Below are 23872 nucleotides of genomic sequence, written 5' to 3' on the forward strand. Positions count from 1 at the left end.
CGGCGGCGTCACCCTGGGGCTGGCGGTGAGTGTGGGCGGTCTGGCCAGCCCGCTGGTGGGCGCGGTGGCCGAGGCGGCCTCGCTGCGGACGGCGCTGGCGTGCCTGATCGTGTTCCCGGTGCTGGCCTGGTTGCTGGCCCGCACCCTCCGCGAACCGGCCCCGGCCGCCGCGTGAGGCCCCTTCCGCGCCCGGAAGCCGGGCCCCTGACGGCCAGTGGTCCCCGCCCCGAGGGCCGGGGCCCCTGACTCGGTGGCGGTCCCTGTCCGGAGGCCCGGCCCTGAACGGGCGGCCGTTCCTGTTCCGGGCCCCGGCCCCTGGACGGATGGCCGTTCCGGTTCGGAGGCCCCGGCCCCTGGCGGGTGGTTGTTCCTGGAGAAGGTGTCCGCGCCGGGTCAGCCGGTGGCCGGGAGGCGCAGGGTGCTGGTGTTGTCGCGTTGTGTCGGGTCCAGGCGGGTGGAGACGACGCGGGCCACGATGGGCAGCCGGGCGGGCGCGTCGTCGGCCACGCGGACCCGTGCCTGGAGCCGTACCGGCCTGCCGGGGCGGATGGAGCCGATCACGCAGGCGGCCGCCCGCTCGCCGGTGCGGCAGGTGGCTCCGCTGATGGAGACGAGGCTGACGCCGCGCGGCAGGCTGAACGTGACGGGCACCTGCGAGGCGGCCATCAGGCCCCGCATGGTGACGGTGCCGGTGACGGTGGCGGTGCCGCCGCGCCGGGCCGGCCGGTCGAGGCGGGACAGGCTGACCGACAGCGAGTCGTACACCCCGCGCGGATCGGCCCGCTTGACGATCGCGCCGTAGCCTTCGACGTTGAGCGCGTTGGCGACGGAGTTGCCGTCGCTCTCGCCGTCCTCCTTGCCCGCGGACAGCACGCCGACCAGGTCGCCGGTGCCCTTGAGGATCCAGGGCCCGCCGCTGTGCCCCTTGAACAGGTGGCAGTTGTCGGTCTCCAGCCGTCCGGCCACGGACGCCAGGTCGGCGGCGCGGGCGGCCAGCATGGTGCCGGTGTGGGCGATGCCCTGGGCCTGCCTGGTCCTGCCGAGGCACCAGAGCTGGTCGCGGCCGTCGTACGGCTTCCTGCCGAGCAGCCCCGGGTAGCCGGTGGTGGTGATGGTGTGCCGGCCGCCCTGGTTGAGCATGGGGGTGAAGGCGCCGACGGCGTCCTGGAGGGTGCGGTTGCGCCGGCCGACCTCGATGAGGGCGATGTCGTAGATCGAGTTCCAGTCGCCGCCGGGCGCGCCGGTGTAGTTGTCGGGCTTCCACGCCTGGCGTCCGCCCCAGCGTCCGTACGGCTCGCGGCGGCGCACGCCGGAGGCTCGCCCGTCGTAGGCGGGGACGAAGGCGAAGTTGGTGTGCCAGCGGCCGGTCGCCGCGCCTTCCGGCAGGCCGTACACGCAGTGGGCCGCGGTGACGACGAGCAGCCTGGCGGCCGAGCGGATCACGGAGGCGCTGCAGGAGTCGCCGTGCCCGGCCGCGTTGACGAAGAAGAGCCGGCCGCTGATCCGGCTGTAGGCGGTGGCCGTGTAGGGCCGCGCCACACGGGCGTAGCCGTTGGCGTCGCCGTCGGGGGTGATGCGTTTGGCGGCGGGGACGCTGAGCAGCCGGGCCGCCGCTCCCCGGCGGTCGCCGGTGTCCGTGTCGGCGTCCTTGTCCTTGCCCGGGGTCGGCACGCTCATCGGCAGGTCGGTGGTGGTGGCCTTGGCCTGCTTGTCGGCGGTCCAGTAGCGTACGGCCCGCGCCGGGCGCATGAGCGGGGACGCCGCCGCGCCCCAGGACCGTTCCTGCCGCGCGGGCGGCGCGTCGGGCTGGACGGCGAGCGGCACCTGGCCGGCGGGTACGGTCTTGTCGGCGAGCAGCCCGGCGAGCAGGGTCTGGGAGGCGGCGGTCTGGGAGGATGGCGCTGTCTGGGAGGCGGCGGTCTGGGAGGCTGCGGGGTGACGCCGGCCAGCGTGGTGAGGGTGGTGACCAGAGTTTTCTGCACAGTTGTCCCCCGAACGGCTCGATAACCTTCTGATTACTGTAAGTCACCATAAGGAAACGAAGAGTAGTCCGGGGTGGTGTGTCGGGTCGATCAGCCCGCGACGGCGCCGTCCTCGCCGCGCAGGATCCCGGCGGTGCTCGCCTCGGAGGGCTCGCGGTCGGGCCGCAGTCCGCGCCACGAGGGATGGCGCAGCCGCCCGTCGCCGGTGACCTCGGCGTACTGCACCTCGCCGACCAGCCGGGGGGCCACCCAGTGGGCGGCGCGGGCGTGCTCGCGCGGCACGGTCTCGTCGAACGGCGGGTCGGGCCGTTCCAGGGGGGTCAGGCGTTCGCGCAGGTCGCGCAGCATGGCCTCGGTGAACCCGGTGCCGACGTGGCCGACGTAGCGCAGCCGCCCGCCCGGGTCGTACGCGCCGAGCAGCAGTGAGCCGATCGTCCCCGTCCGCCGTCCGCCGCCGGGCTGCCAGCCGCCGATGACGACCTCGGCGGTGCGGACGTTCTTGACCTTGGTCCACTCGCCGCTGCGCCGGCCGGGCCGGTACGGCGAGCCGATCCGCTTGCACACGACCCCTTCGAGCCCGAGTTGCCGTGAGGACTCGAACGCCCGCGAGGCGTGGTCGGGGAACCAGACGGGCACCTGCCACCGGAACCCGGGCCGCAGCGTGCCCTCCAGCAGTTCCCGCCGCTCGGTGTACGGCCGCGCGATCACGGGGTCGTCGTCGAGGTGCAGGATGTCGAAGGCCATGTACGTCACCGGCACGGCCCTGGACAGTTCGGCCACGGCCGCCGGGTTGCGCTGGTGCATCCGGGGTTGCAGCGCCTCGAAGCTGGGCCGTCCGGCCTCGTCGAAGGCGACGATCTCGCCGTCGAGCACGGCCGCGTGCCCGTCGGTCGCGCCGGCCATGAGCTGCAGTTCGGGGTAGGCGGGGGTGATGTCCTTGCCGTTGCGCGAGGTCAGGCGGACGGCTCCGCCCTCGACGTAGGCCAGGGCGCGGACGCCGTCCCACTTCATCTCCACGGCCCAGTCCGCGCCCTGGACGGAGGTCAGGGTGCCGAGCTGGGCGAGCATCGGCGCGTAGGCCGGCAGCCGCACCATGGTGCATGCCGTACCCGGTCCGCCTGGACGGCAGCGCCGGGCAGGGGTCTACAGATGGTCAAGAGGTCTGTCTTCTACCAGTTCGGCCAGATCAACGCCGTGCTGCCCGAGCTCGGAGACCGTGGCGCAGTAACCGCGCAGGTAGGTACGGCCGTTGACCCGATGGGAGACACGCAGCAGCGGACGATCATCGAGGATGATCGCCTCGACCAGGATCCCGTCGGGGCCGCGCCACTGTCCCATGCCGGTAAGCGTAGAGGCCCGGACATAATGGACACGTAATGCACGGGCCCCCCGGGGCCGCGCCTGACCCCGCGCCCGGGGCGGCGCGAACCCCGCCATGACGCCGTCGCGCTGCGGGGGGACGGCCCGCGCCCCGTCGCGGGAACATCTTGACGTGGGTTTTGGTCAGGCCCCGTTTTTCTTGGTGAAAAGCGTTAGGAACCGTCTCTCTCGGGCAGAAGTGGCCGGACCGGTTGAACGTTCCCCTGCTGTGGCCGTGCCCCCGTGACGGCCACGGCGCGTCCGCCTCGGCAGGCCCGGTCCGGGGCGATGACGGCCGCGGGGCGCGCGTCGGCGAGCGCCCGCCCCGCGGCTTCGCCGGGCTCGCGTGACACGCCGGGAACGTGTCCGGATGTTGGACAGAACCAGATTCAGGGCCTGGACTCCGTAGACTGTCTGCGTGATTTCCCGTATTGACATGCGCGGTTCTCTGCCCGAGAGCCTGCGCGACGTGCTGCCCCGCGCCGACATCGACGTCGAGGCCGCCCTGGAGAAGGTGCGGCCCATCTGCGACGACGTGCGCCATCGCGGGGCGGCGGCCGTACGGGAGCTGACCGCCAGGTTCGACGGCGTCGACAACGCCTCCGCCCGTGTCCCCGCCGAGGCCCTGAGCCGGGCGCTGGCCGAGCTCGACCCGAGGGTCAGGGCGGCGCTGGAGGAGTCCATCAGGCGGGCCAGGCTGGTCCACCGCGCCCAGCGGCGCACCGACGTCACCACCCAGGTGGTGCCCGGCGGCACGGTGACCGAGCGCTGGGTGCCGGTCGAGCGGGTGGGCCTCTACGTCCCCGGCGGGCGCGCGGTCTATCCGTCCAGCGTGGTGATGAACGTGGTGCCGGCCCAGGAGGCGGGCGTCGGCTCGCTGGCCGTGACCAGCCCGGCGCAGAAGGCGTTCGGCGGGCTGCCGCACCCCACGATCCTGGCCGCGTGCGAGCTGCTCGGCGTCGACGAGGTCTACTCCGTGGGCGGGGCGCAGGCCGTGGCCATGTTCGCGTACGGCACCGAGGAGTGCGCGCCGGCCACCCTGGTCACCGGGCCGGGCAACATCTGGGTGGTGGCGGCCAAGCGGCTGCTCAAGGGGCGCATCGGCATCGACTCCGAGGCGGGCCCGACCGAGATCGCCGTGCTGGCCGACGAGACGGCCGACCCGGTGCACATCGCCGCCGACCTGATCAGCCAGGCCGAGCACGACACGATTGCCGCCGCCGTGCTGGTCACCACCAGCGCCGAGCTGGCCGACGCGGTCGAGAAGGAGCTGCCCGGCCAGGTCTCGGCCACCAAGCACTCCGAGCGCATCACCGAGGCGCTGAGCGGCCGGCAGTCCGGCATCGTGCTGGTGAGCTCGATCGACGACGGCCTCAAGGTGGTCGACGCCTACGCCGCCGAGCACCTCGAGATCCACACCGCCGACGCGGCGGCCGTCGCGGCCCGGGTGCGCAACGCCGGAGCGATCTTCGTGGGCGCCTACGCGCCGGTCTCGCTCGGCGACTACCTCGCCGGCTCCAACCACGTGCTGCCCACGGGCGGCTGCGCCTGCCACTCCGGCGGCCTGTCGGTGCAGTCGTTCCTGCGCGGCATCCACGTCGTCGACTACAGCCGCGAGGCCCTCGCGGGCGCGGCGGCCCACGTGTCGGTCCTGGCCGACGCCGAAGACCTGCCCGCACACGGCGCGGCGATCCGCGCCCGATTCGACTGGCGAGTGCCCGAGTGAACCTCGACGATCTGCCCATCCGCGACGACCTGCGGGGCAAGACGCCGTACGGCGCGCCCCAGATCGACGTCCCGTACCGGCTCAACACCAACGAGAACCCGTACCCGCCCTCCGCCGAACTGGTCGCCGACCTGGCCGCCGAGATCGGGGCGCAGGCGGGCGAGCTCAACCGCTACCCCGACCGCGACGCTGTGGAGCTGCGCGCCGGCCTGGCCGCCTACCTCGGCCACGGGCTGAGCACCGAGCAGGTGTGGGCCGCCAACGGCTCCAACGAGGTGCTCCAGCAGATCCTGCAGGCGTTCGGCGGCCACGGTCGCTCCGCCATGGGGTTCGAGCCGTCCTACTCCATGCACCCGATCATCACCGGCGGCACCAGCACCGAGTGGGTCAGGGCCAGCCGCGAGGACGACTTCTCGCTCGACCCCGGCAAGGCCGTGGCGGCGATCGACGAGCACCGTCCCGACGTCGTCTTCGTCACCTCGCCGAACAACCCGACCGGCACCGCGCTGCCCCTGGAGACGATCGAGGCGGTCGCGGCGGCGGCGCCCGGCATCGTGGTGGTCGACGAGGCCTACGCCGAGTTCGCCCGCGAGGGCACGCCGTCGGCGCTCACGCTGCTGCCCGCGCACCCGAGGCTGATCGTCACCCGGACGATGTCCAAGGCGTTCGCGATGGCCGGCACCCGGCTGGGTTACCTGGCCGCGCACCCGGCCGTGGTGCAGGCGCTGCTGCTGGTGCGGCTGCCGTACCATCTGTCCACGCTCACCCAGGTGGCGGCGCGGGTGGCGCTGCGGCACCGCGAGGAGTTGCTCGGCACGGTCGACGAGCTGCGGCGCGAGCGCGACGGCACGGTGGCGTGGCTGCGCGCCAAGGGCCTGGAGGTGGCCGACTCCGACGCCAACTTCGTGCTGTTCGGGCGCTTCCCCGATCGGCGCGCGGTGTGGGAGGGGATGCTGGAGCGCGGGGTGCTCATCCGCGAGGTGGGCCCGCCGGAGTGGCTGCGTGTCTCGATCGGCACGGGCGAGGAGATGGCGGCCTTCCGCGCCGCCCTGGAAGGAGTGCTGTGAGCCGCGTAGGGCGCGTTGAGCGTGTCACCAAGGAGACCTCGGTGCTGGTCGAGGTGGATCTCGACGGCACCGGGCGGGTGGAGGTGGCCACCGGGGTCGGCTTCTTCGACCACATGCTGGCCCAGCTCGGCAAGCACGGGCTGTTCGACCTGACCGTGAAGACCGAGGGCGACCTGCACATCGACTCGCACCACACGATCGAGGACACCGCGCTCGCGCTGGGCGGGGCGTTCCGCGAGGCGCTGGGCGACAAGTCGGGCATCCGGCGGTTCGGCAACGCGTCGTGCCCGCTCGACGAGTCGCTCGCGGAGGTCACCGTCGATCTGTCCGGCCGTCCCTACCTCGTGCACTCCGAGCCCGAGGGCATGGCCCCGATGATCGGCCCCGAGTACGACACCACGATGACCCGCCACATCCTGGAGTCGTTCGTCGCGCAGGCCGCCGTGTGCCTGCACGTGCGCGTCCCCTACGGCCGCAACGCCCACCACATCGTCGAGGCCCAGTTCAAGGCGCTGGCCAGGGCGTTGCGCGCGGCGTCCGAGCGCGACCCGCGGGCGACCGGGGTGCCCAGCACCAAGGGCGTGCTATGACCGACAACGTGCTCGCCATCGTGATGATCTTCCTGGGGTTGTTCCTGGTCGGTGGCGTGATCTCCCTCATCAGGCAGGGTCTCAAGATCGGTGCGGCCGTCTGCGCGCTCGGCGCGGCGATGGCGATCACGGCGGGGGTGTTGTGGCGGTGAGCGGGAAGAACGTCGTGGTGCTCGACTACGGTTCGGGCAACCTGCGCTCGGCGGAGCGCGCCCTGGCCAGGGCGGGCGCCGAGGTGACCGTCACGCCCGACTTCGAGGCGGCGCTGGAGTGCGACGGGCTCGTCGTGCCGGGCGTGGGCGCGTTCGAGGCGTGCATGAAGGGCCTCAGGGCCGTGCGCGGCGAGCAGATCGTCGGCCGCCGGCTGTCCGGTGGCCGTCCGGTGCTGGGCATCTGCGTCGGCATGCAGATCCTGTTCGCCAGGGGCGTCGAGCACGGCGTCGAGACCGAGGGCTGCGGCGAGTGGCCGGGCACGGTCGAGCGGCTCGACGCGCCGGTGCTGCCGCACATGGGGTGGAACACCGTCAAGGTGCCCGGGGACAGCGTGCTGTTCGACGGGCTCGACGCGGCCACCCGCTTCTACTTCGTGCACTCCTACGGGGTGCGCGAGTGGGAGCTGCGCACCGGCGAGGGGTTCGCCGAGCCCGTCGTCACGTGGGCCGAGCACGGCGTGCCGTTCGTGGCCGCCGTGGAGAACGGCCCGCTCATGGCCACCCAGTTCCACCCCGAGAAGTCGGGCGACGCCGGGGCCGCGCTGCTGCGGAACTGGCTGCGCACGTTGTGAGCGCAGCCTGACCCCGATGAGCCCGGTGACCCCGACGAGCCCGGTGACCCTGATGAGTGCGGTGAACATGCCATGAGCAAGGAACGCGCGCGCCGCAGGGCCGAGCGGGAGGCCGAGCGGGCGCGCGCGATGCGCGCCAACGAGGAGCGGCAGACCCGCCGGGCGCGCCGCCGCACCCTGCTGGCCCGCCTGGTCCCGCGCCCGGTGCGGTTCTACCGCCAGGGCGGTGTGCTCGCCCGCCGCCACCGCGCCCAGAACGCGGTGGTGGCGCTCGGGTTCCTGCTCGTCCAGGTGATCGTCTGGCTGGTCTGGGGGTCGTTCCCGCTCAGTTTCGCCGTCTTCGTCTTCTCGCTGCTGCTCGCGCCCGTTGTCGTGACCCTCGCTTTCGACCGGAGGACCTGAATGTCGCTCGTTTTGCTGCCCGCCGTGGACATCGTGGACGGCCAGGCCGTCCGCCTGACGCAGGGTGAGGCCGGCACCGAGACCGTCCACGGCACGCCCCTGGACGCCGCGCTGGCCTGGCAGAAGGCGGGCGCCGAGTGGATCCACATGGTCGACCTCGACGCCGCCTTCGGCCGGGGCGGCAACCGGGAGCTGATCGCCGACGTGATCGGCCGGCTCGACGTGGACGTGGAGCTGTCGGGCGGCATCCGCGACGACGACACCCTGGCCGCCGCGCTGGCCACGGGCTGCCGCCGGGTCAACATCGGCACCGCCGCGCTGGAGAACCCCGAATGGTGCCGGAAGATCATCGCCGAGCACGGCGACCGGATCGCGGTCGGGCTCGACGTGCGCGGCACCACCCTGGCCGCGCGCGGCTGGACCCAGGACGCCGGCGACCTGTGGGAGGTGCTCGACCGGCTCGAGGCCGACGGCTGCCCCCGCTACGTGGTCACCGACGTGACCAAGGACGGCATGCTCCAGGGCCCGAACCTCGACCTGTACCGCCGGATCTGCGCCCGTACCGACCGGCCCGTCATCGCCAGCGGCGGTGTTTCCAGCCTCGATGACCTGCGGGCTCTGTCTTCTCTCGTCCCGGCCGGAGTGGAGGGCGCCATCGTGGGAAGAGCCCTCTACGCTCACGCGTTCACGCTGGAAGAGGCGCTTTCCGCGGTACGCGTGTGATTCTTGCCGGGAGGGGGCGAGATGAGCGCAAGCAGCATCGGCATGGAGAGCACCGGCTACAGAGTGTTCTCTGGCGGCATCTGGGAGGAGAAGTACGGCTACGCCCGCGCGGTGGTCGCGGGTGAGCGGGTGATCGTGTCCGGCTGCACGGCCACGGTCCACGGAGAGGTACGCCATGTCGGCGACGCCTACCAGCAGAGCCTGACGGCACTCGGCATCGCGCTGGAGGCCGTCCTGATGGGTGGCCTGACCAGCGAGGACGTCGTCATGGTCCGTTACTATGTGGTGGAGCAGCGCCACTTCGACCCCGTCGGGCGAGCCATCAACGAGGTCTTCGGCAAGGTCCGCCCCGCCTGCACCGGGGTGCGGGTGGCCGGGCTGGTCGACCCAAGAATGCTGGTCGAGATCGAAATCGAGGCACTGCGAACATGACCGTAGCGGTAAGAGTCATCCCCTGTCTCGACGTGGACGCCGGGCGAGTGGTGAAGGGCGTCAACTTCGAGAACCTGCGCGACGCGGGCGACCCGGTCGAGCTGGCCAGGCGCTACGACGAGGAGGGCGCCGACGAGCTGACCTTCCTCGACATCACGGCGTCCTCGGGCGAGCGCGAGACGATGCTCGACGTGGTGCGCAGGACAGCCGAGCAGGTGTTCATCCCGCTCACCGTCGGCGGGGGAGTGCGTTCGGTCGACGACGTCGACCGGCTGCTGCGGGCCGGGGCCGACAAGGTCTCGCTCAACACGGCCGCCATCGCCCGGCCCGAACTGCTCACCGAGACGTCCAGGCGGTTCGGGGCGCAGTGCATGGTGCTGTCGGTGGACGCGCGCCGGGCCGCCGGCACGGCCAGCGGCTTCGAGGTCACCACGCACGGCGGGCGGCGCGGCACCGGGATCGACGCCGTGGAGTGGGCGGCCCGGGGCGAGGAGCTCGGGGTGGGCGAGATCCTGCTCAACTCGATGGACGGCGACGGCACGCTCGACGGTTACGACCTGGAGATGTTGCGCGCGGTCCGGGCGGCGGTGCGGGTGCCGGTGATCGCCAGCGGCGGCGCGGGCCGGCTGGAGGACTTCCCTCCGGCGGTCGCGGCGGGCGCCGACGCGGTGCTGGCGGCCAGCGTGTTCCACTTCGGCACGCTGAAGATCTCCGAGGTCAAGGACACGCTCCGGATGGCGGGCCACCCGGTCCGCTGACCCGGCCTGCTCGCGGTCGCGTCCCGGGCCCGCTTCGGCGGTCCGGGGCGCGGCCGGTCCGCCTGCCGGGGGTGTTCAGAACACCCGCAGGTGGTGAAAGAGCTCGTAGGAGGCGTCCCTGGCGGCGAACGCCGCCGCCTCCGACCGCTTGACCGCCAGGTACGCGCTGCGCCGCAGCGGCCCGAGCGCCTCCATGAGCACCTCGTCGGCCTCCAGCGCGTCCAGGGCCTCGTCGAGCGAGCCGGGCAGGCGCGGGTAGCGGCCGGGCCGGGTGTCGGGATCGACGTCCACGGCCTCTCCCGGGTCGAGCTTGCGCCGGATGCCGTCGAGCCCGGCGTGGATGACGGCCCCCAGCGACAGGTAGGGGTTGGCGGAGGAGTCGGAGGGCTTCAGCTCCAGGTTCGGCTCCCCGGTCTCGCCGAGCGGCGAGCACACCCGGATCGCGGCCTCGCGGTTGTCGGGCCCGTACACGGCGTAGGCGCCGGCCCACGTGCGCGGCGCCAGGCGGCGGAAGCTGTTGACGCTGCCGCAGGTGAGCGCGGTGAGGGCGGGCAGGTGGGCGAGCAGGCCGCCGATGAAGCCGTCGCGGACCTCGGTGTCCTCGGCGAAGACGTTGCGCGTGTCGTGCCACAGCGACAGGTGCAGGTGGGCGCCGTTGCCGGCCTGGTCGGCCAGTGGTTTGGGGGCCAGCGAGGCCCACATCTGCATGCGCGTGGCCACGCCGCGCACGGTCTCGCGGTAGATGACGTGGTTGTCGGCGGCGCGCAGGGCGGGCGCGTGGCGTACCGACAGCTCCTGCTGGCCGGGGCCGAGTTCGGGGTGGTAGTGCTCGACGCGCAGCCCCTGCGTCTCCAGGGCGCGGACCAGTTTGATCGTGTAGTCGTGTGCGGCGTCGAAGCCCGTGGTGGCGTAGCACAGTGAGTCGTCGAGCGGCACGAGCCGGTCGTAGCCGCCGGCCGGGTCGGGCAGTCGCCGGCCGAGCGTGAACTCGGGCTCGAACGCGGCCACCAGCGTGTACCCTTCGGTCCTGAGCTCGGCGATGGCGTCCTTCAGGAAGGTCCGCGCGCACGCCCCCCAGGGGGTTCCGTCCGGCAGGCGCAGGTCCGACAGCATGGCGGCTGCGCCAGGGGCGTGCGGCAGTGGTACATACGTCGCCGGGTCGGGGACGATGCGCACCTCGCCCACCGGGCCCATCTGCTCGACCTCCTGGAGCTGGTCGAGCATGTTCATCGCCATCATCGCCACCGTGTGCCCGATGCCCGTACCCAGCCGTTCGGCCAGCCGCGACCGGGACGCCGCCTTGCCGCGGATGACGCCTGCGTGGTCGGCGTACAGGAATCGGATCAGCTCGATGCCCTCGAGCTCGGCTCGCTCGAGGATGCGCCGCGCGTGCGGGTCGAGCTGATGAGGTGTGGTACCGCTGGGGCGATCTCTCATCCTGCCTGCGTAACACGATCTGGCAGCGCGGGGAAGCACCCGCCGCAGACAGTGCCGTCGGTCAGGTCAGAACACTTGAGAAGAACACGGCCAACTGATTAGCTCCTTGAATGATTCCGTCGAACACACCGTTGACCGCGGCGGCGGCTTGGGCCGGCCGGGTGAACAGGTAGAAGACCACGAACGCGACAGCCACGTAGGTGATCACCTTCTTGACCTGCATGGGGGGCCTCCTGCAGTCCATTCCCAGCCGTATATACCCGGATCTGGGCGATCCTTAGGCATCTTCTGTGAAGATGTACATGATCCTAACCGGGGGGCTTCTTACTCATGCCATCGTACGGGCAGGAGTTTGCCCACGAGTGACTTCCGGCATGGGTTTTCCGCGGTGCCGCGCAATCCAGGAGAACGTCAGAGGCCGAGTGCCGCCTCGCGCAGGCGGGTGACGGCGGCGGGGTCGCCGGTGAGCTCCACGCGGGCGTGCGCCTGCCGGCCGAAGCAGAACATCAGCAGTTCGGCCGCCCGGCCGGTGACCTCGACCCGGTCGCCCCCGCGCGGGCCGCCGAGCACCACGCCGCCGCCGAGCCGGTGCAGCACCACGCCCACCGGTGACTTGCGCAGCATCAGCCGGGCGCCGGTGGCGACCCGCTTCCAGATGACCGCCTCCAGCTCGGGCGGCAGCTCGCGCGGCTCCCACGACGGCTGCGCGCGGCGCACGTCCTCGTGGTGGACGAACATCTCCAGCGTGTTGACGGCCTCGTCGAGCGCGGGCAGCAGGCCGTACACGCCGCCCGGCCGGCGGACGACGGAGACCAGATCGGGGTAGGGGTGGCGGGCCTTGAGCCGGTTCTGCACGGAGGCGGTGTAGCCGGCCAGGGCCTTGATCCCGATGCCGCCCATGGCGTCGGGACGGCGCTCGCGCAGCGCCAGATGGGCCGCCAGGTCGTAGGTGGTCCAGCCCGTGCACAAGGTCGGCGCGTCCGGGCCGAGCCGGTCGAGCAGGTCGCAGAGCGCGGAGCGTTCGTCACGAGCATGAGTCACGTCCCAACCCTACCGTCGGGAATAACCGCATGATCGGGAGTGATACTGACATACGGAGATACATCAGAATTAGAGAGGAACCCCCCGAGTGGCGACGAAGGTCACCTCGGCCGTGATGCGTCAAGGGCTTCGTGTCCTTGGGGTGGCCATTCGTACGGAGAAGGCGGTGTTCACGCTGGCCGTCCTGGCCAGTGCCGTCTACGGCGGCATGACCGTCGCCTCCGCCTGGGCACTGGGGTGGGCGACCCAGAACCTGGTGCTGACGTCGTTCGCCGACGGCCGGGTCACGGCGGGCGCGATGTGGACCGGCGCGCTGCTGATCCTCGGCACCGCGCTGCTCAAGGCGCTCGGCGTCGCGGGCCGGCGCATCCTGGCCGGCGTCATGCAGTACCGCATGCAGGCCCGCTCCCGCCGCGACGTCACCAAGCAGTACCTGCGCCTGCCGCTGTCGTGGCACCACCGCCACCCCACCGGCCAGCTCCTGTCGAACGCCTCCGCCGACGCCGAGGCCGCCTGGGCGCCGCTCGCGCCGCTGCCGATGGCCGTGGGCGTGATCGTCATGCTGTTCACCGCGGCCGTCGCGATGCTGCTCACCGATGTCGTGCTCGCCCTCGTGGGATTCCTGATCTTCCCCGCCATCGCCGTGCTGAACCTGGTCTACCAGCGCCGGCTCAGCCCCCTGGCCACCCGCGCGCAGCAACTGCGCGCGGAGGTCAGCGAGATCGCGCACGAGAGCTTCGACGGCGCGCTCGTCGTCAAGACGCTCGGCCGGGAGGACCTGGAGACCGAGCGCTTCCAGCGCCGCGCCCACGAACTGCGCGACGCCAACATCGCCGTGGGCCGGGTACGCGGGCTGTTCGACCCCATGCTGGAGGCGCTGCCCACGCTCGGCGTGCTCGCGGTGCTGGCCGTCGGCGCGGCCCGGATGTCGGCCGGCGCGATCGACGCCGGCGGGCTGGTGCAGGTGGCCTACCTGTTCACGCTGCTCTCCTTCCCCATCAGGGCGCTCGGCTGGGTGCTGGCCGAACTGCCGCGCAGCGTCGTCGGCTGGCAGCGGGTGCAGTCGGTGCTGGAGGCGACCGGCTCCATGGAGTACGGCTCCGCCGCCAACACCGCCACGGGCCCGGCCGGGCTGGCCGTCGAGGACGTCTCCTACGCCTACGGCGAGGCCGAGGTGCTGCACGACGTCACCTTCGAGGTGCCCGCGGGCCGCACCGTCGCCCTCGTCGGGCCCACCGGGTCCGGCAAGTCCACCCTGGTCCAGCTCCTGGTCCGCCTCGTGGACCCCGGCTCGGGCCGGGTGCTGCTCGACGGCGTGGACCTGCGCGAGCTCCCGTACGGCGGCGTGGCCGGCTCGGTGGCGCTGGTGCCGCAGCAGACGTTCCTGTTCGACGACACCGTGCGCGGCAACGTCGCGCTCGGCGGCGAGACCCCCGACGAGGACGTGCGGGCCGCCCTGCGCCTGGCGCAGGCCGACGGCTTCGTCGGCCGCCTGGCCGACGGCCTGGACACCCGCGTCGGCGAGCGCGGCGCCTCCCTGTCGGGCGGCCAGCGCCAGCGCCTGGCCCTGGCCCGCGCGGTCGTGCGCCGCCCCCGCCTGCTCATCCTCGACGACGCCACCTCCAGCGTGGACCCGCAGGTCGAGGCCAAGATCCTGCACGGCCTGCGCGACGCGGCCGAGGCGTCCACCGTCGTGGTCGTCGCCTACCGCATGGCCACCATCGCGCTGGCCGACGAGATCGTCTACCTGGACAAGGGCCGCGTCGCCGACCGCGGCACGCACGAGGAGCTGATCGTGCGCTGCGCCGGCTACCGCAACCTGGTCACCGCCTACGAGCGCGAAGAGGCCGAACGCGCCGCCATCGACATCGACATCGAGGAGGTCAGCGCATGACGGCGCAGAGCATCCGGCGCGACTCCGAACGCTCCGCCCTGGACGTCATCCGCCACGGCCTCTCGCTCACCCCTGAGTTCCGCAAGGGGCTGGCGGGCACGCTGGCGCTGGCCGTCGTCGCCACCATCGGCAAGATCATCGTGCCGATCGCCGTCCAGCAGACGATCGACACCGGGCTCAAGGGCGGCACGCCCGACCTTCCGTACATCACCCAGGCCGTGCTGGTCTGCGCGGCGGCGGTCGTGCTGACCGCCCTGGCCGGGTACGTGATGAACGTCCGCCTGTACAGGGCCACCGAGTCCTCGCTCGCCACCCTGCGCGTACGCGGCTTCCGCCACGTCCACGACCTGTCGGTGCTCACCCAGAACACCGAACGCCGCGGCGCCCTGGTCTCCCGCGTCACCAACGACATCGACCAGATCAGCACCTTCATGCAATGGGGCGGGCTGATGATCATCGTGGCGTTCGGCCAGCTTCTGGTGGCCACGGTGCTGATGGTCGTCTACTCCTGGCAGCTCACGCTGCTGGTCTGGCTCTGCTTCGTCCCGCTGATGATCGCGCTGCCGCGCTTCCAGCGGCTGCTGTCGCGGGCGTACACGATCGTGCGCGAGCGCACCGGCGACATGCTCGCCGCGGTCAGCGAGTCCGTCGTCGGCGCCACCGTCATCAGGGCCTACGCCTCCGAGCGGCGCACCGCCGAACGCATCGACGAGGCCGTGAACGCCAACAGGAAGGCCCAGACCAGGGCGCAGACCATCGTCGGGATCGTCTTCCCGCTGACCGAGATCGCGGCCGCCGTCACCATCGCCGGGATCGTGCTGCTCGGCGTGCGGCTGGGCCTGTCGGGCGACATCACGCAGGGGCGGCTGGTGGCGTTCCTGTTCCTCGTCACGCTGTTCGTCGCGCCGCTGCAGACCGCCACCGAGGTGCTGAACGAGGCCCAGAACGCGGTCGCCGGCTGGCGGCGCATCCTCGGCGTCCTCGACACCCCGGCCGACGTGTCCGATCCCGGCGAGGCCGGCGTCGAGCTGCCGCGCGGCCCCATCGAGGTCGCCTTCGAGAACGTGCACTTCTCCTACCCCGGCAGCGCGCCCGTGCTGCGCGAGGTCACCGTGGACATCCCGCCCCGCTCCCGCGTCGCCGTCGTGGGGGAGACCGGCTCGGGCAAGACCACGTTCGCCAAGCTCCTGACCAGGCTGATGGACCCCGCCGCCGGACGTGTCACCGTGGACGGCCACGACCTGCGCGACGTGCGCTTCTCCTCGCTGCGCGAGCGGATCGTCATGGTCCCGCAGGACGGCTTCCTGTTCGACGGCACCCTGGCCGACAACGTCCGCTACGGCAAGCCCGCGGCCACCGCCGAGGAGATCGAGCTGGCGCTGACCGAGCTGGGCCTGGCCGACTGGCTGGAGGGCCTGCCCGCCGGCCTCGACACGCCGGTCGGCCAGCGCGGCGAGTCCCTGTCGGCCGGCGAGCGCCAGCTCGTCGCGCTCGCCCGCGCCTACCTCGCCGACCCCGACCTGCTCCTGCTGGACGAGGCCACCTCGGCGGTGGACCCCGCCACCGAGGTACGGCTGGCGCGCGCCCTCGAAGGCGTCACCCGGGGCCGCACGGCGGTCTCCATCGCGCACCGCCTGTCCACGGCGGAGAACGCCGACGAGGTCCTGGTCTTCGACGGCGGCCGGCTGGCGCAGCGGGGCTCGCACGCGGAACTCGTCGGGCAGCCGGGCGTGTACGCCGACCTGCACGCCTCGTGGGTCTCGGCGGCCCGCTCGTAGGCACGTCATCCGCGCACGGCGGCGAAGGTCACGGTCGTGCCCGCGGGCCCGGACACGATCGTGATGTGCTCGCACAACATGCTGGTCAGCCACAGGCCCCGCCCGCGGGACTCGAACCCGCCGGGCGGGCGCATGTCGCCCATCCAGCCGGCGGGCAGCCCGGGGCCCTCGTCGCTGATCTCGCACCACAGCCGCCCGCCGGTCGACCACAGCCGCAACCGCCCGTGCCCGCCGCCGTGCACGACCGCGTTGGTGGTGAGCTCGTTGACCGCCAGCACGAAGTCCTCCAGCCGCCTGCCGGTCACCCCCTCGTGGCCGGCGTGCTCGGCGACCGTGCGGCGCAGCGACGTGATGCGCCCCCGCGCGAAGGCGGCGCAGAGCACCTGTCTACACATCGCCCACCCGGCGCACGGTGACGAACTCGTCCGCCCTGATCAGCCGGAGCACCCGGGCGACGGGGTCGCGGCACACGACTTCGGTGGCCCCGCGTGGCCGGGCCATCGCCGTGGCGGTCAGCAGCCGCGCCGAACCGGCGTCGATGAAGTCCAGCCCGGACGCGTCGATCACGACCGGCCCGGGCTCCTTCTCCAGCCGCGCCAGCAGCGAGGCGAACGCCGGCCGGTTGGTGAGGTCGATGTCGCCCCACACCCGCAGGCCCGGCGGCCGGCACGAGCCGGCGAAACGCAACTGCGCCTGCTCGGGCGAGATCGGGTGCACGGCGGAGACCCGGTCGATGGCCTCGCGGGGGAACAGGGCCCGGTCGTACTGGCAGACCGCGGCCAGCCAGCGCTGCCCGAACAGCTCGTTCGTCGCGGCCTCGAACGCCGCCTGCCCGGGGGCGTCGTCCACTCCCCAGGACGCGTCGACCAGCGCGTACACGCCGTGCTGGCCGTGCTTGCGGGCCCGGTCGTAGGCGTCGGCCAGCCCGGCGCACACCCGCCCGGGGTCGAGGCTGCCGCCGGTGAAGTGGGTCTCGGCGCTGGCCAGGATCTCGATCCGGCCCGCGGACTCGGCGTCGGCGAACCCGGGCACCAGCGGCGCCAGCCAGCCGCGCGTCCGCTCGGGGCTGTCGGTGTGCGTGATGATCACCACTCTGGTCCGCCGGCGCAGCCCGTTCATCGTGAACAGCCGGGTCGCCGTCATCCGCTCCCGCTCGCCGTCGAACGGCAGGCAGACGTGATCACCGAGATCGGGATCGAGGACGGAGCCCGCGACGTGCACCACGATGACCTTCCCCCAAGCACTCGTCCGGACGAAATTACCCTGATCCCCGCCATCACGTAGCGCATTCTCTGCAAAACCTACTGTGACGCGATGCAGACAGGTGTACCTTTTCCGGCGGGGCCGCCCACGGGAGGGGTAATGAGGAGCATGGGCGTGGATGTGCTGGAGATGTCGAGGCGCCGACACGGGGAACTCGTGGTGGTCAGCCTGACGGGCGAGATGGACCTGGACAACGTGTCACAGGTGCGCAGGTGCCTGGACGAGGCGGTGGCCACGCCCGAACCCCGGCTGGTGGTCGATCTGAGCGGGCTGACCTTCATCGACACCACGGGGCTGGGGGTGCTCGTGCGGATGCTCGCCTCGCTGCGCGACCGGAACGGGACCATGGCGCTGGTGGCGCAGGACGGGCAGGTGCTGCGCCGCCTGCGGCGGACCAACCTGGCGCCGCTGTTCCCCATCTACGACACGCTGTCGGCGGCCCTGACCGCCTGACCGGCGCGCGGTGGGCGGGGCGGAGGGGATGGCTGGTTGAATGGATGGCATGTCCCTTGACCCCAAGATCGCCGCCCGGTTGAAGCGCAACCCCGAGGGCCTGGTGCCCGCCGTCGCCCAGCAGTACGACACCGGCGAGGTGCTCATGCTGGCCTGGATGAACGACGAGGCGCTGCACCGGACCCTCACCACCGGCAGGGCCACCTACTGGTCCCGCAGCCGGGGGGAGTTCTGGGTCAAGGGTGACACCTCCGGGCACGTCCAGCACGTCAAGTCGGTGGCGCTCGACTGCGACGGCGACACCGTCCTGGTCAAGGTGGACCAGGTGGGCGCGGCGTGCCACACGGGCGAGCGCACCTGCTTCGACGCCGACCGGCTCGAGATCGCGCTCGGCTAGGTCGTGGACACGCGTACGAGTGCCGAGAGGCCGGCCGCCGCGCGCCGGGAGCTGTGGGGCTGGGTGGCGGCGACCGCGCTCGGCTGCCTCCTGGTGCTGATCGCCGCGGGCAGCGCCTGGGTGCGGGTCACGCAGGGGGAGTCGGCGGCGCCCACGGGAGGAGACCTGAGCCCCGCGCTGACGCCCGTGGCGCTGGCCGGACTGGCCGGGGTGGTGGCGGTGCTGGCCACGCAAGGAGTGGGCCGCCGTCTCGTCGGCGCGCTGGTCGCGCTGTGCGGCGCGGGCGCGGCGGTGGCGACCTGGACGGCGCTGCGCGGCGCGAACGTCACCGGCTGGCTGAGCGAGCAGAACGCGCTGCGCGGCGTCACCGACGTCCCGTGGGAGGTCGTGCCCGTCTGGCCGGTCGTCGCGGCGGCCGGGGCCGTGCTGATGGTGGCGGGCGGCGTCGTCGCGATCGTGCGCGGCCCGGGATGGGCCGGCATGTCGGCCCGGTACGAGCGCGACCCCGCCCAGGGCGCGCAAGCGCAGGTCAAGGACGACAAGGCGCTCTGGGACGCGCTCGACAGGGGAGACGACCCGACCGATCGCCGCTGAGGCGCGGCGCTGGCGAATCCTCCACTGTTCTGAAGCCTTGTCTGCTTGGCAAACGTTTCCTCAATAAGCTGCCGTTGCAACTCGCGACGAACCTTTGAGGAGCCAGCTCATGACCTACGGGGATCAGGGCGCCAATGGCGGTTACGGCCAGCAGCCGCCGAGCGGGGACGGCGGCTACGGCCAGCAGCCCCCCGGCTACGGCGGCGGCTACGGTCAGCAGCCTCAGAGCGGGGGCGGCCAGCAGCCCGGTTACGGGCAGCAGCCGCCGAGCTACGGCGGCGGGTACGGCGATCAGCCGCCCAGCCACCCGCAGAACCTCGGCTACGGCCAGCTCCCCCCGAGCGGCGGCTTCGGCCAGCAGGGTTACGGGCAGCAGGGTTATGGCCAGCAGAGCTACGGGCAGCCCGGTTACGGTCAGCCGGGCTACGGGCCGTACGGCCCGCCGCAGCCCTCGCGTCCGACCAACGGCATGGCGGTGGCCTCGCTCGTCCTCGGGATCATCGGGCTGGCCTTCTGCGGGCTCACCAGCATCCCGGGCGTGATCCTCGGGCACATCGCGCTCAACCGGATCAAGAAGACCGGCGAGGACGGCTCGGGCCTGGCCATGGGCGGCCTGGTCACGTCGTACATCACCGTGGTCATCTGGGTGTTGTGCTGGGTGTTCTTCGGCGGCTTCTTCCTGTGGATGCTCGGTCTGAGCGCCGCCGCGACGTCGTCCACGTACGAGTATTAACCCGCCGGTAACGTGAGACGCGCGTAGCCGGACCGTGACGAGCCGCTTGCGGTCCGATTACGAATTGTCCGCAAAATGGACGTTCGTCCACGTAGAAGATGCTTTATCGCTAGGCTGCCGCGCGCAACTCGAACTCAAAGATGACGACATGAGGGGTCATTAGCATGAGTTACGGAAACCAGGGCGACGGCGGCTACGGCGCGCAGCCACCTGGCGGCGGTTACGGCCAGCAGCCGCCGAGCGGCGGTGGCTACGGTCAGCAGCCTCCGTCCGGCGGTGGCGGTTACGGCCAGCAGCCCCCGTCCGGCGGTGGCGGCTACGGCGGTGGCTACGGTCAGCAGCCTCCGTCCGGTGGCGGCGGTTACGGCCAGCAGCCCCCGAGCGGCGGCGGCTACGGCGGCGGTTACGGCCAGCAGCCTCCGTCCGGCGGTGGCTACGGCGGCGGTTACGGCGCGCCCGGCGGCGGTGGCAACCCGCCGGACAACCAGCTCGTCCCGGCCATCCTCACCACCCTGCTCTGCTGCCTACCCCTGGGCATCGTGGCGATCATCAAGTCGTCGCAGGTGAACCAGAAGTGGCAGATCGGCGACTACGCCGGCGCCCAGCAGGCGGCCGACGAGGCCAAGACGTGGTGGAAGCGCAGCCTGATCGTGGGCGCCATCGGCCTCGGCCTGATCGTCATCGCCTACGTGCTGTTCTTCGTGATCCTGGCCGCCAGCGTGTCCACGTCGACGTACTGATCCGGCCGCTCAGACCGCACCACGGATCAGCGTACGCACCGGAAGGCGGATACTGGGACCATGAGCCTCGCAACAACCGGGCGGCAAGGGACGCGTCGCGTCAAGGAGCTGCTCGCGCCGCTCGGTGTTGCGGCCGCCACCGGAGCCGTGTTCGCGGTCGTCGGCATGGTCGACCCCAACGAGCCGGGTCACTACCCGACCTGCCCGTTCCTGTGGCTCACCGGCCTGTACTGCCCGGGTTGCGGCTCGCTGCGCACCATTCACGCGCTGGCCCACCTCGACCCGGTCGCCGCCCTCGGCCTCAACCCCCTCGCCGTCGCCATGATCCCGCTCCTGGTGTTCTGGTGGGGCCGATGGGTGGTCCGGGCGTGGCAGGGCAGGCCGCGGCGCACCACGCTGGCGCACCCGGCGTGGCTGTGGGCGTTCCTCGCGATCGTCATGATCTACTGGGTCGTCCGTAACCTGCCCTTCGGGGCGTTCCTCGCGCCTTGACCGGCCTCGACACGGGGACCGGTGGTGAGGTGACCCCGCAGGGGCCGATACCATCGCAGGACAAGGCAGAGAGCGGACGCGACGCGAACTCTCCGCCGCCCCCAGAAGCCGACCGGAGGGACCTCAAGCGCGTGAGTGAGCGGACGGAAGGGCCGAGCGTCCTTGACGACATCCTCGAAGGGGTGCGCGCCGACCTCGCCGCACGTCAGCAGGCCGTCTCGATTGACGAGCTCAAGCAGCGGGCCGAGCGGGCGCAGGCGCCCAGGGACGCCATGGCCGCGCTGGGCGGCGACCGCGTCTCGGTGATCGCCGAGGTCAAGCGGTCCAGCCCGTCGAAGGGCGCGCTCGCCGCGATCGCCGACCCGGCCGCGCTGGCGGCCGACTACGAAGCGGGCGGCGCCCACGTCATCAGCGTGCTGACCGAGCGGCGCAAGTTCGGCGGCAGCCTCGACGACCTGGCCGCGGTGCGCGCCCGGGTCGACATCCCGATCCTGCGCAAAGACTTCATCCTCACCTCCTACCAGCTCTGGGAGGCCCGCGCCCACGGCGCCGACCTCGCCCTGCTCATGGTCGTGTGCCTGGAGCAGGAGGCGCTGGTGTCGCTCATCGAGCGGGCCGAGTCGATCGGGCTCACCCCGCTGGTCGAGGTGCACACCGACGACGAGCTCGAGCGGGCGGTGGCCGCCGGGGCCCGGGTCATCGGGATCAACGCGCGCAACCTGAAGACACTCGAGGTCGATCGCGACGTCTTCACGAAGCTGGCGCCGAAGATCCCCGATAATGTGCTCAAGATTGCCGAGTCGGGCGTGCGCGGCCCGCACGACCTGCTCGCCTATGCCCGTGGCGGCGCCGACGCCGTCCTCGTGGGGGAGAGCCTGGTCACCGGCAAGGACCCGCGCAAGGCAGTGGAGGCGCTGGTGACGGCCGGCGCTCATCCGTCGACGCGCCCCGACCACTCAGCAGAGGGATAGCAGTGGCAAACGAAGGCACCATCCTCACCGCCGCCGACCTGGCGGGCAACGGCGCGTACGGCGACGACCCCGACGTGCACGGCAAGTTCGGCATCTTCGGCGGCCGATACGTGCCCGAGGCGCTCATCCCCGCGCTCGACGAGGTGGCCGCGGTCTACGAGAAGGCCAAGAACGACGCGGAGTTCCTGCGCGAGTTCGACCACCTGCTGCGCACCTACGCGGGCCGCCCCACCACGCTGACCGACGTGCCGCGCTTCAGCGAGCACGCCGGCGGCGCCCGGATCGTGCTCAAGCGCGAGGACCTCACGCACACCGGCGCCCACAAGATCAACAACGTGCTGGGCCAGGCCCTGCTGACCAAGCGGCTGGGCAAGCAGCGGGTGATCGCCGAGACCGGCGCGGGCCAGCACGGTGTCGCCACCGCCACCGCCGCGGCCCTGCTCGGCCTGGAGTGCGTCATCTACATGGGCGCCGTCGACTGCGAGCGCCAGGCGCTCAACGTCGCCAGGATGAAGCTGCTCGGCGCCACCGTGGTCCCGGTGACCAACGGCTCCCAGACCCTCAAGGACGCCATCAACGAGGCCTTTCGCGACTGGGTGACCAACGTCGACACCACCCACTACCTGTTCGGCACCGTGGCGGGGCCGCACCCGTTCCCCGAGATCGTGCGCGACTTCGCGCGCATCATCGGCGTCGAGGCGCGCCGCCAGATGCTGGAGCTGACCGGCGGGCTGCCCGACGCCGTGTGCGCGGCGGTCGGCGGCGGCAGCAACGCGATCGGCATCTTCCACGCCTTCCTCGGCGACCAGGACGTCCGGTTGCACGGCTACGAGGCCGCCGGCCACGGCCTGGAGAGCGGCGAGCACGCGCTCACGCTCACCGCCGGCTCGGTGGGCGTGCTGCACGGCTCGCGCACCTACGTGCTGCAGGACGACGAGGGCCAGACGATCGAGTCCCACTCGATCTCCGCCGGCCTCGACTACCCGGGCGTCGGCCCCGAGCACGCCTGGCTCAAGGACTCCGGCCGCGCCACCTACCACGGCGTCACCGACGACCAGGCGATGGCCGCGTTCGCGCTGTTGTCCAGGAGCGAGGGCATCATCCCGGCCATCGAGTCCTCCCACGCCCTGGCGGGTGCGCTGGAGCTGGGCCGCGAGCTCGGCCCCGAGGCGACCATCCTGGTCAACCTCTCCGGCCGCGGCGACAAGGACATGGGCACGGCGATGAAGTACTTCGACCTCTGAGCCCTCCGGCATCGCCCCGGTAGTGGCAGACGGCCTGCGCCGGGCCGGCGTCCGCGCGGCGCGGGGGATTCTGACACGGGCCCGCGGCAGGGCATCATGGGAAGACTCGACCTTCGAAACGGACAGACATGACGACTCTTCAGACGGTTTTCGCCAAGGCGAAGGCGGACAACCGGGCCGCGCTCGTCGGCTACCTGCCCGCGGGCTTCCCCTCCAAGGGTGGCGACGTCGCCGCCGCCGCGGCCCTGGTGGAGGCCGGCTGCGACGTCATCGAGATCGGCCTGCCCTACTCCGACCCGCTCATGGACGGGCCGACGATCCAGGACGCCGTGCACAGGTCGCTGGTCAACGGCACGCGCATCGCCGACGTCATGCGGACGGTCGAGGGGGTGGCCGCCACCGGCGCGGCCACGCTCGTCATGACGTACTGGAACCCGATCGACAAGTACGGCGCCGACCGGTTCGCGCGCGACCTGGCCAACGCGGGCGGCGTGGGCACGATCACGCCCGACCTGACGCCTGAGGAGTCCGAGCCGTGGCGGGCGGCGTCCGCGGCGGCCGGCATCGACACGGTGTTCCTGGTCGCGCCCAGCTCCACCGAGGCGCGCATCAAGGCCGTGGTCGACTGCTGCACCGGTTTCGTGTACGCGGCCTCCCTCATGGGCGTCACGGGCGCCAGGGAGAGCGTCAACGTCGCCGCGGAGGGCCTGGTCAAGCGGACGAAGGCACACACCGACCTGCCCGTGTGCGTGGGCCTGGGCGTCGGCACGGGCGCGCAGGCGGCCGAGGTGGCGTCCTACGCCGACGGCGTCATCGTCGGCTCGGCGTTCATCCGCCGCATCCTCGACGCGCCCGACGAGGCGGCCGGGCGCGCGTCCGTCACGGAGCTGGCCACGGACATGGCCACCGGCGTGCGCCGCTGAGCCGCGCGGGCGGTGTCACGGAGCGCGGTTCCCCGGACGGGGGCCGCGCTTTCGCCGTCAGCGGGCCGGTGCGGTCGGGGCGGCCCTGA

General features: G+C 72.2%; 28 protein-coding genes. 20 read left to right on the top strand and 8 right to left on the bottom strand.

The window, feature by feature from the left end:
• Window positions 1-393: 393 nt before the first annotated feature.
• The 3 genes from FAF44_RS11775 to FAF44_RS11785 all read right to left on the bottom strand — a co-directional run bounded on the left by FAF44_RS11775 (window position 394) and on the right by FAF44_RS11785 (window position 3320).
• The gene (locus FAF44_RS11775; RefSeq protein ID WP_237103124.1) at window positions 394-1824 is read right to left on the bottom strand and encodes a serine protease; all 1431 of its coding nucleotides are present in this window, start codon (window positions 1822-1824) and stop codon (window positions 394-396) included.
• Between the two features lie 248 nt (window positions 1825-2072).
• Window positions 2073-3077 carry a non-homologous end-joining DNA ligase gene (gene ligD / locus FAF44_RS11780; RefSeq protein ID WP_237103125.1) on the bottom strand — a complete coding sequence of 335 codons (1005 nt, stop codon included), beginning with the start codon at window positions 3075-3077 and terminating at the stop codon, window positions 2073-2075.
• Between the two features lie 48 nt (window positions 3078-3125).
• Complete coding sequence (locus FAF44_RS11785) at window positions 3126-3320, bottom strand: hypothetical protein (protein ID WP_237103126.1); 195 nt, start codon at window positions 3318-3320, stop codon at window positions 3126-3128.
• 439 nt (window positions 3321-3759) lie between these two features.
• Here FAF44_RS11785 and hisD point away from each other — a divergent pair, with 439 nt between their 5' ends.
• The 9 genes from hisD to hisF all read left to right on the top strand — a co-directional run bounded on the left by hisD (window position 3760) and on the right by hisF (window position 9823).
• Window positions 3760-5067 carry a histidinol dehydrogenase gene (gene hisD / locus FAF44_RS11790; RefSeq protein ID WP_237103127.1) on the top strand — a complete coding sequence of 436 codons (1308 nt, stop codon included), beginning with the start codon at window positions 3760-3762 and terminating at the stop codon, window positions 5065-5067.
• Window positions 5064-6134: a histidinol-phosphate transaminase gene (locus FAF44_RS11795; RefSeq protein WP_237103128.1), complete on the top strand. Its 1071-nt coding sequence runs from the start codon at window positions 5064-5066 to the stop codon at window positions 6132-6134. Before hisD ends, FAF44_RS11795 begins: the two co-directional genes overlap by 4 nt.
• Window positions 6131-6724 carry an imidazoleglycerol-phosphate dehydratase HisB gene (gene hisB, locus FAF44_RS11800; protein WP_237103129.1) on the top strand — a complete coding sequence of 198 codons (594 nt, stop codon included), beginning with the start codon at window positions 6131-6133 and terminating at the stop codon, window positions 6722-6724. Before FAF44_RS11795 ends, hisB begins: the two co-directional genes overlap by 4 nt.
• Window positions 6721-6876, top strand: a complete 156-nt coding sequence (locus FAF44_RS11805) for a hypothetical protein (protein ID WP_237103130.1) — start codon at window positions 6721-6723, stop codon at window positions 6874-6876. Before hisB ends, FAF44_RS11805 begins: the two co-directional genes overlap by 4 nt.
• Window positions 6873-7508: an imidazole glycerol phosphate synthase subunit HisH gene (hisH, locus tag FAF44_RS11810; protein WP_237103131.1), complete on the top strand. Its 636-nt coding sequence runs from the start codon at window positions 6873-6875 to the stop codon at window positions 7506-7508. The genes FAF44_RS11805 and hisH overlap by 4 nt, the downstream gene beginning before the upstream one ends.
• A 72-nt stretch (window positions 7509-7580) precedes the next feature.
• Complete coding sequence (locus FAF44_RS11815; RefSeq protein ID WP_237103132.1) at window positions 7581-7910, top strand: hypothetical protein; 330 nt, start codon at window positions 7581-7583, stop codon at window positions 7908-7910.
• Window positions 7911-8633, top strand: coding sequence for a bifunctional 1-(5-phosphoribosyl)-5-((5-phosphoribosylamino)methylideneamino)imidazole-4-carboxamide isomerase/phosphoribosylanthranilate isomerase PriA (gene priA / locus FAF44_RS11820; RefSeq protein ID WP_237103133.1), 723 nt, complete (start codon window positions 7911-7913; stop codon window positions 8631-8633).
• A 21-nt stretch (window positions 8634-8654) separates the two neighbouring features.
• Complete coding sequence (locus FAF44_RS11825; RefSeq protein WP_237103134.1) at window positions 8655-9065, top strand: Rid family hydrolase; 411 nt, start codon at window positions 8655-8657, stop codon at window positions 9063-9065.
• Window positions 9062-9823 (top strand): imidazole glycerol phosphate synthase subunit HisF, encoded by a 762-nt coding sequence (gene hisF / locus FAF44_RS11830; RefSeq protein ID WP_237103135.1) that lies wholly within the window; start codon window positions 9062-9064, stop codon window positions 9821-9823. Before FAF44_RS11825 ends, hisF begins: the two co-directional genes overlap by 4 nt.
• Before the next feature lie 75 nt (window positions 9824-9898).
• Here the strand turns inward: hisF and FAF44_RS11835 are convergent, their stop codons facing one another.
• The 3 genes from FAF44_RS11835 to FAF44_RS11845 form a co-directional block, all read right to left on the bottom strand.
• Complete coding sequence (locus FAF44_RS11835; RefSeq protein ID WP_237103136.1) at window positions 9899-11260, bottom strand: glutamine synthetase family protein; 1362 nt, start codon at window positions 11258-11260, stop codon at window positions 9899-9901.
• Window positions 11261-11321: 61 nt separating this feature from the next.
• Complete coding sequence (locus FAF44_RS11840) at window positions 11322-11483, bottom strand: hypothetical protein (protein ID WP_169789240.1); 162 nt, start codon at window positions 11481-11483, stop codon at window positions 11322-11324.
• A 188-nt stretch (window positions 11484-11671) separates the two neighbouring features.
• Window positions 11672-12301, bottom strand: a complete 630-nt coding sequence (locus FAF44_RS11845) for a TIGR03085 family metal-binding protein (protein WP_237103137.1) — start codon at window positions 12299-12301, stop codon at window positions 11672-11674.
• Window positions 12302-12416: 115 nt separating this feature from the next.
• On the opposite strand from FAF44_RS11845, the gene FAF44_RS11850 reads away from it, so the two are divergent.
• Complete coding sequence (locus tag FAF44_RS11850; protein WP_237103179.1) at window positions 12417-14195, top strand: ABC transporter ATP-binding protein; 1779 nt, start codon at window positions 12417-12419, stop codon at window positions 14193-14195.
• The gene (locus FAF44_RS11855) at window positions 14192-15973 is read left to right on the top strand and encodes an ABC transporter ATP-binding protein (RefSeq protein ID WP_237103138.1); all 1782 of its coding nucleotides are present in this window, start codon (window positions 14192-14194) and stop codon (window positions 15971-15973) included. The genes FAF44_RS11850 and FAF44_RS11855 overlap by 4 nt, the downstream gene beginning before the upstream one ends.
• A 5-nt stretch (window positions 15974-15978) precedes the next feature.
• On the opposite strand, the gene FAF44_RS11860 is transcribed toward FAF44_RS11855, so the two are convergent.
• Both FAF44_RS11860 and FAF44_RS11865 read right to left on the bottom strand, forming a co-directional pair.
• Entirely contained in the window at window positions 15979-16368 is a 390-nt protein-coding gene (locus tag FAF44_RS11860) for an ATP-binding protein (protein WP_237103139.1), read from the bottom strand.
• On the bottom strand, window positions 16361-17197 hold the full coding sequence (locus FAF44_RS11865) for an MEDS domain-containing protein (RefSeq protein WP_237103140.1): 837 nt from the start codon (window positions 17195-17197) through the stop codon (window positions 16361-16363). Before FAF44_RS11865 ends, FAF44_RS11860 begins: the two co-directional genes overlap by 8 nt.
• Before the next feature lie 153 nt (window positions 17198-17350).
• Between FAF44_RS11865 and FAF44_RS11870 the strand changes: the two genes are divergently transcribed.
• The 9 genes from FAF44_RS11870 (at window position 17351) to trpA (ending at window position 23783) form a co-directional block, all read left to right on the top strand.
• Window positions 17351-17689, top strand: coding sequence for an STAS domain-containing protein (locus FAF44_RS11870; protein WP_237103141.1), 339 nt, complete (start codon window positions 17351-17353; stop codon window positions 17687-17689).
• A 40-nt stretch (window positions 17690-17729) separates the two neighbouring features.
• Window positions 17730-18086, top strand: coding sequence for a phosphoribosyl-AMP cyclohydrolase (gene hisI / locus FAF44_RS11875; protein WP_237103142.1), 357 nt, complete (start codon window positions 17730-17732; stop codon window positions 18084-18086).
• A gap of 3 nt (window positions 18087-18089) precedes the next feature.
• The gene (locus tag FAF44_RS11880) at window positions 18090-18680 is read left to right on the top strand and encodes a Trp biosynthesis-associated membrane protein (protein ID WP_237103143.1); all 591 of its coding nucleotides are present in this window, start codon (window positions 18090-18092) and stop codon (window positions 18678-18680) included.
• A 109-nt stretch (window positions 18681-18789) separates the two neighbouring features.
• Entirely contained in the window at window positions 18790-19413 is a 624-nt protein-coding gene (locus FAF44_RS11885; RefSeq protein ID WP_237103144.1) for a DUF4190 domain-containing protein, read from the top strand.
• 164 nt (window positions 19414-19577) lie between these two features.
• Window positions 19578-20153 (top strand): CD225/dispanin family protein, encoded by a 576-nt coding sequence (locus tag FAF44_RS11890; RefSeq protein WP_237103145.1) that lies wholly within the window; start codon window positions 19578-19580, stop codon window positions 20151-20153.
• 60 nt (window positions 20154-20213) lie between these two features.
• Window positions 20214-20645 (top strand): DUF2752 domain-containing protein, encoded by a 432-nt coding sequence (locus tag FAF44_RS11895; RefSeq protein ID WP_237103146.1) that lies wholly within the window; start codon window positions 20214-20216, stop codon window positions 20643-20645.
• A 131-nt stretch (window positions 20646-20776) separates the two neighbouring features.
• The gene (gene trpC, locus FAF44_RS11900) at window positions 20777-21616 is read left to right on the top strand and encodes an indole-3-glycerol phosphate synthase TrpC (RefSeq protein ID WP_237103147.1); all 840 of its coding nucleotides are present in this window, start codon (window positions 20777-20779) and stop codon (window positions 21614-21616) included.
• A gap of 38 nt (window positions 21617-21654) precedes the next feature.
• Window positions 21655-22860 (top strand): tryptophan synthase subunit beta, encoded by a 1206-nt coding sequence (gene trpB, locus FAF44_RS11905; protein ID WP_237103180.1) that lies wholly within the window; start codon window positions 21655-21657, stop codon window positions 22858-22860.
• A gap of 128 nt (window positions 22861-22988) precedes the next feature.
• Window positions 22989-23783 (top strand): tryptophan synthase subunit alpha, encoded by a 795-nt coding sequence (gene trpA / locus FAF44_RS11910; RefSeq protein WP_237103148.1) that lies wholly within the window; start codon window positions 22989-22991, stop codon window positions 23781-23783.
• The last annotated feature ends 89 nt before the right edge of the window (window positions 23784-23872 follow it).

Source organism: Nonomuraea sp. MG754425 (assembly GCF_021699195.1).
Classification (GTDB): Bacteria; Actinomycetota; Actinomycetes; order Streptosporangiales; family Streptosporangiaceae; genus Nonomuraea.

Bases quoted from the DNA above. Each gene is read 5' to 3' on its own strand.
- priA (WP_237103133.1), top strand. From the start codon at position 7,911: ATGTCGCTCGTTTTGCTGCCCGCCGTGGACATCGTGGACGGCCAGGCC.
- FAF44_RS11835 (WP_237103136.1), bottom strand. From the start codon at position 11,260: ATGAGAGATCGCCCCAGCGGTACCACACCTCATCAGCTCGACCCGCAC.
- hisF (WP_237103135.1), top strand. From the start codon at position 9,062: ATGACCGTAGCGGTAAGAGTCATCCCCTGTCTCGACGTGGACGCCGGG.
- FAF44_RS11840 (WP_169789240.1), bottom strand. From the start codon at position 11,483: ATGCAGGTCAAGAAGGTGATCACCTACGTGGCTGTCGCGTTCGTGGTC.
- ligD (WP_237103125.1), bottom strand. From the start codon at position 3,077: ATGGTGCGGCTGCCGGCCTACGCGCCGATGCTCGCCCAGCTCGGCACC.
- FAF44_RS11805 (WP_237103130.1), top strand. From the start codon at position 6,721: ATGACCGACAACGTGCTCGCCATCGTGATGATCTTCCTGGGGTTGTTC.
- FAF44_RS11825 (WP_237103134.1), top strand. From the start codon at position 8,655: ATGAGCGCAAGCAGCATCGGCATGGAGAGCACCGGCTACAGAGTGTTC.
- FAF44_RS11855 (WP_237103138.1), top strand. From the start codon at position 14,192: ATGACGGCGCAGAGCATCCGGCGCGACTCCGAACGCTCCGCCCTGGAC.
- FAF44_RS11850 (WP_237103179.1), top strand. From the start codon at position 12,417: ATGCGTCAAGGGCTTCGTGTCCTTGGGGTGGCCATTCGTACGGAGAAG.
- FAF44_RS11860 (WP_237103139.1), bottom strand. From the start codon at position 16,368: ATGTGTAGACAGGTGCTCTGCGCCGCCTTCGCGCGGGGGCGCATCACG.
- FAF44_RS11815 (WP_237103132.1), top strand. From the start codon at position 7,581: ATGAGCAAGGAACGCGCGCGCCGCAGGGCCGAGCGGGAGGCCGAGCGG.
- FAF44_RS11890 (WP_237103145.1), top strand. From the start codon at position 19,578: ATGAGTTACGGAAACCAGGGCGACGGCGGCTACGGCGCGCAGCCACCT.
- FAF44_RS11785 (WP_237103126.1), bottom strand. From the start codon at position 3,320: ATGGGACAGTGGCGCGGCCCCGACGGGATCCTGGTCGAGGCGATCATC.
- FAF44_RS11885 (WP_237103144.1), top strand. From the start codon at position 18,790: ATGACCTACGGGGATCAGGGCGCCAATGGCGGTTACGGCCAGCAGCCG.
- hisI (WP_237103142.1), top strand. From the start codon at position 17,730: ATGGATGGCATGTCCCTTGACCCCAAGATCGCCGCCCGGTTGAAGCGC.
- trpA (WP_237103148.1), top strand. From the start codon at position 22,989: ATGACGACTCTTCAGACGGTTTTCGCCAAGGCGAAGGCGGACAACCGG.
- FAF44_RS11895 (WP_237103146.1), top strand. From the start codon at position 20,214: ATGAGCCTCGCAACAACCGGGCGGCAAGGGACGCGTCGCGTCAAGGAG.